This window comes from Providencia sp. PROV061, assembly GCF_011045655.1.
In the GTDB taxonomy this organism is placed as follows: Bacteria; Pseudomonadota; Gammaproteobacteria; order Enterobacterales; family Enterobacteriaceae; genus Providencia; species Providencia hangzhouensis.
The window spans coordinates 2,030,813-2,045,602 of record NZ_CP042861.1 but is presented as its reverse complement, the minus strand read 5'-3'; the positions used below and the strand labels follow the sequence as shown (position 1 = coordinate 2,045,602).

Here is a 14,790-nt window from a genome sequence, read left to right as displayed (position 1 = left end):
TCTTTTGTTTTTAAAGGTGCTCCAACACCTAATGGTAATTTTTATATTTTCATTATCATACTTTATGCTACACAGCTGGTTATAACGATAACCTTGTGCTAAACAAGGCTATAAATTATTAATAGACGAGATAAAACATGTGTTTATCTCGTTTTTTATTATGAACTTTAAAGTGCCATAAGATAAATATAAAACTAGCTATAAAGCGACACTTCCCCTTCAGGCCGGGTTTTAAACCGTCGATGAGCCCAAAGGTACTGCTCGGGCGCTTTCATTATTTCAACCTCTAAGATAGAGTTAATTATTGTTGCATCCTGTAATGCATCAGAGCTTGGGTATTCTAGTATTTCTTTTCCCAGTACCAAATCATAATTAGCACCGCTCTTATTTCTCAATAATGTTACCGTGAGTGTTGGAGATTTAGATAATTGAGCAAGTATTGAGGTTCCTTTTGACGTGGAACTATTTTTGACAGAAAAAAACGGCGCAAATATCGTGCCTTTTCTTCCAAAATCTTGGTCCGGTGCAAACCATATGGATTTACCACTTTTTAACTCTTGAACCATAAATTTTAAATTTTTACGATCAATCATTCCTTTACCAGAACGACACCGTCCTTTTGTCTGAATATATTCCATCGCTTTATTGTTATGAGGACGATACATTGCATTAACAGGAAAACAAAGCCCCATAATCCGGCCACCGAGTTCAAGTGACATAAAATGGACCCCAACAATAATCACACCTTTATTTTTAGCAATAGCATCTAAGTAATTGGACATTCCTTTTACTTGAAATAATTTTTTAACTTTTTTATCACTCCAAAACCAGGCTATCCCAGTTTCAAATAATGCGATACCTAAAGATTTTAAGTTATCATTCACCAAAGTATCTATTTCATTTTTGTTTTTATTTGGGAAACACAATTCTAAATTTCGCTTAATGATTGATACTCTTCTTTTAATAAAATACCGTGAATTACTGCCTAAAAAAGCACCAAGCCACATTTGCCATTTATACGGCAATTGAACTAATAAAAATAAGATAAAAACTCCCACCCAAGTTACTACATACTTCGGGTGGACCAATTTCAGTGAAAATGGGTTTTTGGCGTACATTATATCTCCCAATACTTCGCCTTTGCAGAATGCACGCTATTTTAGACAATATTTAGTCTTTTAAATTCAACATGATTACTACAACAAGATGGGTTTTCACCCATAACTATCTGAATACCTTGCAGTTCATCTCCCTTTCGAGTAGATAACAGCCGAATAATCTTTCCAAGCCATTAAGCAATATTTGATTTTTAATATGGCTAATTAATAAATAGCTCTGTGAAGTTCGTTTTCTATTCATCAAAACTATGCATCGGTTAGGCCAACAACATAATCACTTAAACTGCAAGGAACAGATAAAATTATCACATATATGGCTTAATTAATCTCACTATTAATATGCACTTTTGTCATTTTGCGAATTTTTTTGCTGATTTTTGTCAATTTAATCGTTACTTTTTATTGGTGCTTTCAAGAAGCCACCACAATCAGCGATGGAAAGAAAAATTGATGTTCTTTTGGTGATGGAGCCAGAAGTTTGTCACATCAGCGACTTAAGGTAGTTAAATAATATGGATTACAAGCAAGAAAAAACCCGTTACATCTATTAAATGTAACGGGTTCTTATTTGGTGCCGGCTACCGGAGTCGAACTGGTGACCTACTGATTACAAGTCAGTTGCTCTACCAACTGAGCTAAGCCGGCGAATATGGCGGAGAGATAGAGATTCGAACTCTAGGATGGTTTCCCATCGGCGGTTTTCAAGACCGCTGCCTTCGACCGCTCGGCCATCTCTCCATGGGGCGCGATTATGGAGGAATCCCAGCAACTTGTCTACCCCTGAAAGTAAAAAAATTGATTTTTTTACTTCGTTTGGCTAATCTTCACTCAATTGCTCTATCTTTTCCAAGAAAAATGGTAATATCTGTGCAAAATCGGTGTCTATCCTTTCTCTAGGCGTATGATTTTTAACCTAATAATACTTTTGCCGATGGGACGACTTGCTACAGTATGTACAAACAATCATTATTAAAGCCAAACACTCTTTTTCGTATTTTCGCAGCATTTATTTTACTGCTGATAGTGATGCTTTGTTTATCACTATTTAACTACTATCAAGCATTGGTTCAAAGCCGTCAGGCTAGTTTGAACAGTATGGCTAGTCGGTTAGCGTATCAAATCGAAGATTATCGTTATCAAGCAAGCCATATCTACAAAATTGCCAATAATAAATCCTCTACCCCATCCGCTGATCAGCTTGCCGTGACAGGAATACGCCATGATATTTTTTGGCTAAGTAGTGCCAACCAATCCATCGATGCTATTGTATTTGGCAATAATAAGCAAAGTAGTAATGTTTTAGCATCTAAACTTGCAAATTATATGGAGATTGTCTGGGGAGCCCGTAATGAATATAACTCAATGTATTATCTCAATGGCTTAGACAATACCCTAGTCTTAGTGACCACTCATTCAATTCTTAAACCTGAGCTACGCTTTAAAGAAAGTTATCTCACATTAACTGCTGAAGAAAAACGTGCTGATATGTTGACTCAATCAACATTATTAGACCGACGGGAAATAATTTCAAATATTCAAAAGTACTCCCCCGATAACCTTTTTTACTATACTTACCGGCTAATGTTTAATTCTCCAGGGCAGCTAACGAGTGTCATATCCTTTGATATTTCTATCAATTCACTGATCCCTCCAAATTTAAATGGGGATTTTTTTACGATTAATACACGCCCTGCAAGCACAGGAAGCAATGAACCTCATACAACTTGGGTCGGAACTAACCTCATTTTCTCCCACCCTATTGATGGCACCAGCTATCAACTTTATTACCATGTCTCATTAAAAAGCATTATCTTTAATGTTATTGGCTATAACTTATGGCTAATGACAGGCATGCTTATTATGATCTTCTTCGCTTTACTGATCATGCTATTCATTCGTAAGCGCCTTATTTCGCCCAATACAAATATGTTGCAAGAGCTGAGTTTTAATGAATCATTGACAAGCGATATTATCAGCCATATTTCATACGGTATTTTGGTTTATGACTTTAATACTAACAAAAAGATTCTGAGCAATGATATTGCTAACCAGTTATTACCTTCTATGGATCTTATTCACATTAAAGAAATGGCGATAGAAAACCATGATGTTATCCAAGTTTCTATCGAGAATATTATCTATGAAGTTATTCTTGTCAATAGCATGACAAAACCCAATACCGTTCTCTTTATTATTATCGACAAAGACAAAGAAGCCTTGACCCAAAAACGTCAAGAATTAGCGAATCGTGAGTACAAAAAAAATATTCACATGCGTAAGATTGTATTTGAGAATATGTGTACTGAGATATTACCCTCACTAATTAAGGTGGATGAACAATTAACTAAATTATCCGAAATAGCCAGCATAAATAACCGCGCATTTATTTTAGAAATTGAAAGTCAGCTTTTTTATATCAATCGCTGGTTTAAAAACATTAACTTATTAAATCAGCTTGAGTCTCAAGCTAGCTCAGTAAAAACTGAAAACGTTTCTATCAGTAATCTTGTTAGCGAGTTTTTGAAACAAAATTTATCCCAATGCAATAACAAGGGGTTAGCACTTTATTTTCATAATAATCTCAATCCAGATTCACTGATCATGGCAAACCCTGATTATTTAAAACAGTTAATACAACTAATTTGGGATTATTCTATTGCGACAACCTCTTTTGGAAAAATTTCATTCGCGTTATCTTATGATGCCAATAAAAATGTAATTTTATTGAGTATTAAAGACAGTGGAACTGGGGTCAGTAATCTTGAGCTTAGTAATTTACACAGTCCTTTTACTGGGCAAATTTTGAATGCTTCTAACTTTACGCGTTCAGGCATTACATTTTATTTATGTAAGTTACTGGTTAAAAAAATGAATGGTACTTTTTCTATTCGTTCTAGTGATGCAATAGGCACTCATTATGAAATTACGCTTCCTGCAGCTAAAGAAATGCTCGTCAAAGACTTCCCAGCTTTATTGGAAGATGTTTGTATACGCTTAAATATACATAATGCAGATATCTCACGGATTGTTAGGAACATATTAACAAATTATGGAGCAGAATATTTGGACTTAAGTGAAAGTTCCCCTCACACCGACTGGGATCTTTTGATAACTGATAATAATGAGGAATGTTTTGAAAATATTGTTAAAGTAAATGGTACTCTTTTAGGGATTAATCAATTACAACCTCATTATATCGAAACTAACTACAATTTTGCTGATGAATTAATTGATGCTATCTCATTATTGATCGAAAACGCAGAGCATGAGCATGCTGATATTTTGCCTCCAGACCATGTTAGTACTCAAGCGCTTTCACAGAACTCGAATGAATCAATTGAAAATGCAATTACAAGTTATCAATTAGCACTGGCAAATAGCGGATATCGAGATTTGTTTATCACAACAGTACCGATAGATATTAATAAACTGTATAATAGTGAAAGTGTTGAGGATTTGACCGAATTGAAAAACACTGCACATCGTTTAAAAGGAGTTTTTGCTATGCTCGAATTTACTTATCTTCATGAACTTTGTGAAGATTTGGAGCGTTACATAGCAGATGAAAACGGATTGGAAATAAAAAATTGCATTAGCGTGCTGGATAATTCAGTCAAAAAACTAATGCCAGAAGGTAACCAATAATATGAATAACCTAAATGTCATTGTTGCCGATGATCACCCTATCGTTCTTTTCGGCATCAGAAAATCACTTGAACAAATTGAATGGGTGAATATCGTAGGGGAATTTGAGGACTCAACCTCTTTGATTAATAACTTAGCACGTTTAAACGCAGACGTACTAGTTACTGATTTATCTATGCCAGGTGATAAATATGGCGATGGTATTACTTTAATCAAATACATCAAGCGGCATTATCCTGACCTGTCAATTATTGTTCTCACTATGAACAATAACCCTGCCATTCTTAGCGCTATTTTAGAGCTGGATATTGAAGGAATTGTGTTAAAACAAGGTGCGCCAGCTGATTTACCTAAAGCTTTAGCGGCTTTACAGAAAGGCAAAAAATTCACACCAGAAAGCGTGAGCAAACTGTTAGAAAAAGTCAATGCAAGCGGCTATGGCGATAAACGTTTATCACCAAAAGAAAGTGAAGTGCTACGTTTGTTTGCTGAAGGTTTTTTGGTCACTGAAATTGCAAAGAAACTTAACCGCAGTATAAAAACAATCAGTAGCCAGAAAAAATCAGCTATGCTGAAATTAGGTGTTGAAAATGATATAGCGCTACTGAATTACCTTTCTTCTGTCAGCATTGATAACTCGCCTTCAGAGTAAATTTCATTTTAACTATAAGACTACGCCAATAAAAACCCAGTTATGGGTTTTTATTTTTGCGTCCTTTTCTAGTCACATTCAACAATAGCGCGTCAAAGTCTCACGTAAAATTGCAATTGTTGTCGGTTTTGATAAACAATCATTCATTCCTGCGTTAATACAGCGTTGCTTTTCTTCTGCCATTGCATTAGCAGTTAATGCAATAACGGGTAAATTGAACTCTAAACGGCGCAGTTCCTTTGCCAACTGGTAGCCATCCATATTTGGCATATTTACATCCGTTAAAACAATATCAACATGATGATTATCTAAATATTTTAATGCATCTAGCCCATCTATCGCTGTGCCTGTAGTAAAACCGATAGTCGCTAATTGTTCACTCAATAATGCTCTATTAATTGGATGGTCATCGACAATTAATACATGGTGTTCACTTAACGAATGGTCAGCAACCAATGATGGATTTACTGTACTATTTTTCAGCGATTGCTCGGCCGTTTTCATGATGGCTTTATCAATTAAGATAGGTAATTTATCTAATTGATATGTATTATAAATCCACTGGTTTTGTTTTATTTGATGGAGTTCACCCGCATAAATACTTGATAATTGGATATGATGTTCACAGATGCCCCTTTCAGCCTGCTCATAATCAGTTATTAAGAGATCATAATGTTGTGTCTTATCCGTTGCATTATGGCGGACAACAGAAAATTGTTCTTGGCTTAATAAACGCAAAAGAAAGTTCATTAAAAATTCATTTCGACACGAAACTGCAATCCGATAATGAGCCCGGTATTCTGGAATATTTTTCTTAAGATATTCTTGACCATATAAAGGAATTCGAATAGTAAATGAACTACCAAGTCCAATTTGGGAACTGACCTCAATGTCACCATCCATGAGGTTAACCAGTTTTTCGCAAATAGCTAGACCTAAACCAGTTCCTTTATGGCCCATATTATTTTGGTCATAAACTTGAAAGAATGGATCAAACAACTTCATGACCACCGCATGTGTCATTCCAATCCCTGAATCACGTATTTCAATCTTTAAATAATTCTCATCTTTCCATACATAAAGCAATACAAAACCTGATTCTGTAAACTTAATACTATTATTAACAATGTTAGAAATCACTTGTTGTAAACGAACAGGGTCATTCAAAATGAGATCAGGTATATTAGGCTCAATAAAAGAATATAAAGATATTTTTTTCTTCGTGACTAATGGCAGGTAGTTTGCTAATACAAACGCAAAAACCTCTCGACAATTAAACAATTTGCTTTCTATTTTCAATTGCTTAGATTCAATTTTCGAAAAGTCTAAAATATCACTAATAATCTGCAATAAAAGTGAAGATGAATTATCCATAGTTGAGACTAAGCGTGTTGCTTTCTCCGGTAATTCATAACGTTGTAGTAATTCTATATTACCAATAATTCCATATAACGGCGTTCTTAATTCATGACTAACTGTCGCTAAAAACATTGACTTAGCATGGTTTGCTTGTTCCGCCGCATCGGCTACATCTTGTAGCGATTTTTCCATTTGAACACGAATGCTAATGTCGACTAATACACAAATAGCGACATCTTCATTTTGGTATCGAGAGTTTACAAAGCTAATTTGTAAGTGTGTGCCGTTGGTTGTCACCACATCTATATAATTGCTCGATTTTTGGCGAATAATTGTCAATATTCGCTGTTTATCATCATCATTTAACAGCCGAAAATAGTCATGGGCTAATTCATTACTGAGAATATTACCACCATCTGTTAATCTTAAAATGATGATACCGACCGGTGCTGATGCTACAATTTTGTGGTTGAATTGTTCATGTTCCTCAAGCCGTATCGCAGTGTTCTCTGCGGGTTCTAGCATTTTCCTTTCAAGTAACCAAATTAAAAAGAAAATCAGCCCACCCGTAAAAATATTTAGGAGGATACCGTAAAAAATGGTGTTTTCTAAACTCGCTAATATTTCCGACGTCGCAATTGAGAAAATGACCGTAATTTGAGAAGGTGCTAACCTTTTTTTGAAGATTAATTTTGAGTAATCTGAGTTAAAACCGAAAAATGAAGGCTCAGAAATATTGAGCAATGCAGAGCTCTTAGGATTGATATCTGTAGGTGAATATAAAACAGGCTGGTTATAGTCGTTAATTATCAATATTTCGATAGCCTTATTTCGCCGTATATTAAATTGATTTAAATTAATTGAACGTTCTAGCCCAATAAATGCGGGGAGCAGATTATCGTGCTTGATTGCTTGAATTAAGTAAACCTGCCCATAATCCGGCTGAGCACCATGCGTAATGGTAAATAGCTTACGCTCTTTACCTTGTAGCCTTAAACCTTGATAAGTTCGCACACTTTCGTAGCTAACTTTTTTTAGTATTTCTATATCCGATATTGTAGAACGAATAGGATAATCCACCAGACAATAACTTTTCGAACCCACTAAAAAGACATGGTTTAAAGCTTGAGGCGCTGCAATACTCTCTTTCCAAAAATAATTCAATTGTTCAAAAGCCTGCAAATAGTTTTCAGCTTTATCCCTAAAATGATCACAATCCGTATTCGGAGTTAATTTATAGAACGAGTAATTAGAGGCATTTGGCAATTCCATAAATTTACTCGTAAAAGTATTTTCCTCTGTCGATTCTTGCAGCTTTATTTGGTACAGATCAGTCATCGACTGAATAGAATTCAGTGTCGCCGCCGTTTGCTGTATATAGACTTGTAGGTTTTCATACCCAGAATAGAACTGCTGGCGAAGATCAGATTTGTATTCATTAAATTGCGAATAAAGGAAAAATAAAGTGATAAAAGCACCCATGCCCCACAACATCAAGCCGAGGATACGAAATAAATCCCGAGAAAGTCTAAGTGATGTTTTAAACGAGGGTAAGTATCTCAAGCGTTTTCCTGTATATTCGATACGATGATCGCTAATTATACTCGATTACATAATAAAAAAGCGACAGACATGAAAAGTAATAAAACTAAGAAATTTAGACTAGAAACTAAAACGGGCAGCTAATATGCTACCCGTTCATTAAATTAAACGCGATAATTACTCTTGGTCGTCGATATTTGCATCATCAACACCGTTTTCTTCAGTGTTTTCAATCGCATTCTCATCATCATTATTTTCATCATCATCTGTTTCAGCAACACGTTGTAAACCAACCACTTTTTCATCTTCAGCTGTTCTAATCAAGGTCACTCCTTGCGTATTACGGCCAACGACGCTCACTTCAGATACACGGGTACGAACTAATGTGCCGGCATCCGTAATCATCATGATTTGGTCAGTTTCATCAACTTGAATAGCACCAACAACATTACCGTTTCGCTCACTCACTTTGATAGAAATAACCCCTTGAGTTGCACGCGATTTAGTTGGGTATTCTGCTTCTTCAGTACGTTTACCATAACCATTTTCTGTGACAGTTAAGATATGGCCTTCACCACGTGGAATGATCAAGGATACGACTTTATCGTTATCCATTAATTTAATTCCACGAACACCCGTTGCAGTACGTCCCATTGGGCGAACTGCATCTTCAGCGAAGCGCACAACTTTACCTTGTGCAGAGAACAGCATGACTTCATTTGAACCATCGGTTAAATCAACCCCAATCAGTTCATCACCTTCATTCAAGTTCACTGCAATAATACCGGCACTTCTTGGGCGGCTAAACTCTTGTAAAGGTGTTTTCTTCACAGTACCACTCGCCGTTGCCATGAAGACGTTATAACCCTCTTCATATTCACGTACAGGTAAGATAGCAGTAATGCGTTCATCTTGCTCAAGTGGTAATAAGTTAACAATTGGACGACCACGAGCACCACGACTCGCTTCTGGCAACTGATAAACTTTCATCCAATACAAACGCCCACGACTTGAGAAACACAAGATGGTGTCGTGCGTATTGGCGACCAATAAGCGTTCAATGAAGTCTTCGTCTTTTGTTCGTGCAGCAGATTTACCTTTACCACCACGGCGCTGTGCTTCGTAATCAGACAGAGGCTGATATTTCACATAACCTTGGTGAGATAATGTCACTACCACATCTTCTTGATTGATCAAATCTTCAATATTGATGTCTGCGGTATTTTCTGTAATTTCTGTACGACGAGGATCATTATAAGTATCACGAATAATTTCTAACTCTTCGCGAATCACTTCCATCAAACGTTCAGGACTACGTAAAATAAACAGTAAAGCTTCAATTTGTACTAGAAGATCACGGTACTCTTCCAGTAGTTTTTCGTGCTCAAGACCGGTTAATTTTTGGAGACGTAAATCCAAAATAGCTTGGGCTTGTTGCTCAGTCAGGAAATATTGCCCCTCATGAACACCGAACTGTGGTTCTAACCACTCAGGACGAGCTGCATCATCACCTGCACGCTCTAGCATTGCCGCTACATTACCCAGATCCCAAGAACGTGCAATCAACCCTGCTTTAGCTTCAGCTGGTGTTGGTGCTTTACGGATCAATTCAATAATTGGGTCAATATTAGCAAGTGCGATTGCCAGTGCTTCAAGGATATGAGCACGGTCACGCGCTTTACGCAATTCGAAAATCGTACGACGAGTGACAACTTCACGACGGTGACGCACAAAAGCAGCAATGATATCTTTTAAATTCAGTATTTTCGGTTGCCCTTGATGTAGAGCCACCATATTGATACCAAAAGAAACTTGCAATTGAGTCAAGGAATATAAGTTGTTCAGGACAACTTCACCCACAGCATCGCGTTTAACTTCAATAACAATGCGCATACCGTCTTTATCCGACTCGTCACGCAGTGCACTGATTCCTTCAACACGTTTGTCTTTAACTAACTCTGCAATTTTTTCAATCAAGCGAGCTTTATTCACTTGATAAGGGATTTCGCTGACAATAATGGTTTCGCGACCATTTTTCTCATCGACTTCCACTTCAGCGCTTGCACGGATATAGACCTTGCCACGCCCTGTACGATATGCATCAATAATCCCACGACGGCCGTTGATAATAGCCGCTGTTGGGAAATCAGGCCCTGGAATGTGTTCCATTAAACCTTCAATACTGATGTCTTCATCTTCTATATAAGCAAGACAACCATTAATCACTTCCCCTAAATTGTGAGGAGGAATATTGGTTGCCATCCCAACCGCAATACCAGACGACCCATTAACCAAAAGGTTTGGAATTTTCGTTGGCATGACTTCAGGAATTTGCTCTGTTCCGTCATAGTTTGGAACGAAATCAACGGTTTCTTTTTCAAGGTCAGCAAGTAGCTCATGGGCAATTTTCGCCATACGGATTTCCGTATAACGCATTGCCGCAGCGGAGTCTCCGTCAACTGAACCGAAGTTTCCCTGACCATCAACCAGCATGTAACGCATTGAGAAAGGCTGTGCAAGACGAACAATTGTCTCGTAAACAGCGATATCACCATGTGGATGGTATTTACCGATGACGTCCCCAACAATACGGGCAGATTTTTTATAGGGTTTATTCCAATCATTTCCCAATACATTCATCGCATACAGTACTCTGCGGTGTACTGGCTTCAGTCCATCTCGAACATCTGGAAGCGCACGGCCGACAATAACGGACATTGCATAATCCAAATACGAACTTTTAAGCTCTTCTTCGATATTAACTGGTGTGATTTCTCTGGCAATCTCGCTCATGGAACCACTGTCCCTCATAACTTCGGATTCAAAGAGTAGAACTATACCACAATTCGCCAATTTAATAAAAATAAGAGACGGGTATTTGTCTTCCAAGCTATGTATAATAGCGGAAAATTAAGTTTATGTGTCCGAAACTTGAAGGTTTATCAATTAATAACTGCAATAATTACATTGTTGTTTACATTTTAGCCATCAATGCTTGTCGGGCTACTATTCCCACTATTAAACATAGTTTAAATACAGTTTAAATATAACTATCGTTAATAGGCTTTCGGGTAATAGGTTAAAAATAGGAGCTTCTTTGTATGAATGACACCCAAACCCCAACCTACCTTAACGTCGATAAGCAAGAAATCGAAAAATTCGAGTCCATTGCCTCACGTTGGTGGGACTTAGAAGGGGAATTCGCCCCACTACACCGCATCAATCCATTACGCTTAGGTTATATTATGCAGCGTGTAGACGGTATTTTCGGTAAAAAAATTCTTGATGTTGGCTGCGGCGGTGGCATTTTATCGGAAAGTATGGCGCGTGAAGGTGCAGAAGTCACCGGTCTTGATATGGGTGCCGAGCCTTTAATGGTTGCTCGCTTACATTCTCTTGAGTCCGGCATTCCAGTTGAATATGTACAAGAAACCGTTGAACAACATGCAGACAAGCACCCTCAAGCCTATGATGTTGTCACGTGTATGGAGATGCTTGAACATGTTCCGGACCCTCAGTCTGTCGTTAGGGCTTGCGCAAAATTAGTCAAACCGGGTGGACACGTAATTTTTTCAACCATCAACCGTAATAAAAAAGCATGGCTAATGGCTGTTGTTGCTGCTGAATATATAATGAAAATCGTCCCAAAAGGCACTCATGACGCAAACAAGTTTATTCGCCCTTCTGAGTTAATTCATTGGATTGACGGCACACCATTAAAAGACAAACATATCATAGGGTTGCATTATAATCCATTAACAGACAAGTTCTGGCTTGGGCCAAATGTTGATGTAAACTATATGCTGCATACGGTAAACGAATAGTCATTTAGTCGTGAAAAGAATAAATCACAAGCACTACGTTTAAGAAAGCAGCAAACGATCGCATTTTACAAAATTTATTTTAGTCCTCATGTCGGAAGCATTTTTTTTATTAATGCCTTTTACCATGCAGCTTACCGACATGATCACTTTTCTTATCCAACCAGTTATCCACAAGATCCCTCTAATTTGTTCACTTGATAAAATCACATATTAACATTATCTTGTTATGGTATTCTAAACAAACTACTACATATAGTGGTACAACAAAACATAATACAACTAGTCTCATGGCATTACACCATGAGCTTTTTTATGTTTATTTTAAACTATTTGTAGTTCAACCAAGGTGTACTTGCTCATGAACCAGAGTCTGTTAGTCACAAAGCGTGATGGACATAAAGAACGCATTGATCTTGATAAAATCCACAAGGTAATCACCTGGGCTGCTGAAGGCCTAAGTAACGTATCCGTTTCTCAAGTGGAGTTACGTTCACAGATTCAGTTTTATGATGGGATCAGAACTTCTGATATTCACGAAACGATGATCAAAGCAGCAGCAGATTTAATTACGGGTGATACCCCTGATTACCAATACCTAGCTGCGCGTCTTGCTATTTTTAACTTACGCAAGAAAGCCTATGGCCAGTTTGAACCGCCTGCATTATATAAGCATGTTAAACACCTCGTTGAAATGGGGAAATATGACAAGCATTTGCTGGAAGACTACTCTGAAGCAGAGTTCGAGCAAATGGATAGCTTTATTGATCATTGGCGTGATATGAACTTCTCCTATGCGGCTGTAAAACAGCTTGAAGGGAAATATTTAGTTCAAAACCGTGTAACGGGTGAAATCTATGAAAGCGCACAGTTTTTATATATTTTAGTTGCAGCTTGCCTATTTTCACATTATCCAAAAGAAACACGCCTCGATTATATCCGTCGTTTCTATGATGCCGTTTCAACATTCAAAATTTCATTACCTACGCCGATTATGGCGGGGGTACGTACGCCTACACGTCAATTCAGCTCTTGCGTACTGATTGAGTGTGGTGACAGCTTGGATTCTATCAATGCAACCTCAAGCGCAATTGTGAAATATGTCTCACAACGTGCAGGGATTGGGGTGAATGCAGGCCGTATCCGTGCATTAGGCAGCCCAATTCGTGGTGGAGAAGCTTTCCATACGGGTTGTATTCCATTCTATAAACACTTCCAAACTGCGGTTAAATCATGTTCGCAAGGTGGTGTTCGCGGTGGCGCTGCAACCTTGTTCTACCCTATTTGGCACCTTGAAGTAGAAAGCTTACTGGTTCTAAAGAATAACCGTGGGGTTGAAGGTAACCGTGTTCGCCATATGGATTACGGTGTGCAATTAAACAAGTTAATGTATGAGCGTCTGATTAAAAACCAAGACATTACATTATTCAGCCCATCGGACGTTCCGGGTCTTTATGACGCCTTTTTCGCAGATCAAGACGAATTTGAACGTCTATATGTGAAATATGAGCAAGATGAAAACATTCGTAAATCGAGCGTTAAAGCGGTTGAGCTATTTTCATTAATGATGCAAGAACGTGCGTCTACTGGCCGTATTTATATTCAAAACGTTGACCACTGTAATACACATAGCCCATTTGACCCGCAGATTGCGCCAGTTCGTCAGTCGAATTTATGTTTAGAAATTGCGCTGCCAACTAAGCCATTAAATAATATAAATGACGAAAATGGTGAAATTGCGCTGTGTACATTATCGGCATTTAACTTAGGGGCGATTGATAGTCTAGATGAATTAGAAGAGCTAGCAATATTAGCTGTTCGTGCACTCGATGCGCTACTTGATTACCAAGATTACCCAATCATTGCAGCTAAACAAGGCTCAATGGGCCGTCGTACATTAGGTATTGGCGTGATTAACTACGCTTATTATCTCGCGAAGCACGGCGTTCGTTATTCTGATGGCAGTGCAAACAACTTAACGCATAAAACATTCGAAGCCATTCAGTATTATCTATTAAAAGCCTCGAATGAGTTAGCAAAGGAGCAAGGTGCTTGCCCATGGTTCAATGAAACAACTTATGCACAAGGCGTTTTACCTATCGATACCTATAAAAAAGAGCTCGATAAGTTAACTAATGAACCTTTGCATTACGATTGGGAAGCGTTACGCCAAGAAATTAAACAACATGGTCTGCGTAACTCGACACTGTCTGCATTGATGCCTTCAGAAACATCATCACAGATTTCTAACGCAACCAATGGTATTGAACCACCGCGTGGTTATATCAGTATTAAAGCCTCTAAAGATGGTATCTTGCGCCAAGTGGTGCCTGATTACGAAAATCTGAAAGGTGCTTATGAGCTACTGTGGCAAATGCCTTCAAATAGTGGCTACTTACAACTCGTTGGTATCATGCAGAAATTTATCGACCAGTCGATTTCTGCTAACACAAACTATGACCCAACTCGTTTTGAGAGCGGTAAAGTACCAATGAACCAATTGCTAAAAGATTTATTGCTCGCCTATAAGTTTGGTGTGAAAACACTTTACTATCATAACACTCGCGATGGGGCGGAAGATGTTCAGGGCGATCTGGAAGAAGTTGTTGAGTCAGCGGATTCCGATTGCGAAGGCGGCGCGTGTAAAATTTAA

At 37.9% G+C, this 14,790-nt stretch carries 7 protein-coding genes and 2 tRNA genes; 4 read left to right on the top strand and 5 right to left on the bottom strand.

Annotated elements, in window-relative coordinates; all coding sequences use genetic code 11:
• Positions 1-194: 194 nt before the first annotated feature.
• The 3 genes from lpxL to FVA72_RS09175 all read right to left on the bottom strand — a co-directional run bounded on the left by lpxL (position 195) and on the right by FVA72_RS09175 (position 1,856).
• Positions 195-1,118 carry an LpxL/LpxP family Kdo(2)-lipid IV(A) lauroyl/palmitoleoyl acyltransferase gene (lpxL, locus tag FVA72_RS09185; RefSeq protein WP_004259939.1) on the bottom strand — a complete coding sequence of 308 codons (924 nt, stop codon included), beginning with the start codon at positions 1,116-1,118 and terminating at the stop codon, positions 195-197.
• Between the two features lie 569 nt (positions 1,119-1,687).
• A tRNA-Thr gene (locus FVA72_RS09180) sits at positions 1,688-1,763 on the bottom strand.
• A gap of 5 nt (positions 1,764-1,768) precedes the next feature.
• A tRNA-Ser gene (locus FVA72_RS09175) sits at positions 1,769-1,856 on the bottom strand.
• A gap of 213 nt (positions 1,857-2,069) precedes the next feature.
• Here FVA72_RS09175 and rcsD point away from each other — a divergent pair.
• Complete coding sequence (gene rcsD / locus FVA72_RS09170; protein WP_110591902.1) at positions 2,070-4,763, top strand: phosphotransferase RcsD; 2,694 nt, start codon at positions 2,070-2,072, stop codon at positions 4,761-4,763.
• Between the two features lies 1 nt (position 4,764).
• Complete coding sequence (gene rcsB / locus FVA72_RS09165; protein WP_004259923.1) at positions 4,765-5,415, top strand: response regulator transcription factor RcsB; 651 nt, start codon at positions 4,765-4,767, stop codon at positions 5,413-5,415.
• 78 nt (positions 5,416-5,493) lie between these two features.
• Here the strand turns inward: rcsB and rcsC are convergent, their stop codons facing one another.
• Both rcsC and gyrA read right to left on the bottom strand, forming a co-directional pair.
• On the bottom strand, positions 5,494-8,280 hold the full coding sequence (gene rcsC, locus FVA72_RS09160; RefSeq protein WP_232062974.1) for a two-component system sensor histidine kinase RcsC: 2,787 nt from the start codon (positions 8,278-8,280) through the stop codon (positions 5,494-5,496).
• A 213-nt stretch (positions 8,281-8,493) separates the two neighbouring features.
• Positions 8,494-11,109 (bottom strand): DNA topoisomerase (ATP-hydrolyzing) subunit A, encoded by a 2,616-nt coding sequence (gene gyrA / locus FVA72_RS09155; protein ID WP_201276746.1) that lies wholly within the window; start codon positions 11,107-11,109, stop codon positions 8,494-8,496.
• Positions 11,110-11,417: 308 nt separating this feature from the next.
• Here gyrA and ubiG point away from each other — a divergent pair, with 308 nt between their 5' ends.
• Positions 11,418-12,140 (top strand): bifunctional 2-polyprenyl-6-hydroxyphenol methylase/3-demethylubiquinol 3-O-methyltransferase UbiG, encoded by a 723-nt coding sequence (gene ubiG, locus FVA72_RS09150; protein WP_094962306.1) that lies wholly within the window; start codon positions 11,418-11,420, stop codon positions 12,138-12,140.
• A 358-nt stretch (positions 12,141-12,498) separates the two neighbouring features.
• Complete coding sequence (gene nrdA, locus FVA72_RS09145; RefSeq protein ID WP_004259904.1) at positions 12,499-14,790, top strand: class 1a ribonucleoside-diphosphate reductase subunit alpha; 2,292 nt, start codon at positions 12,499-12,501, stop codon at positions 14,788-14,790.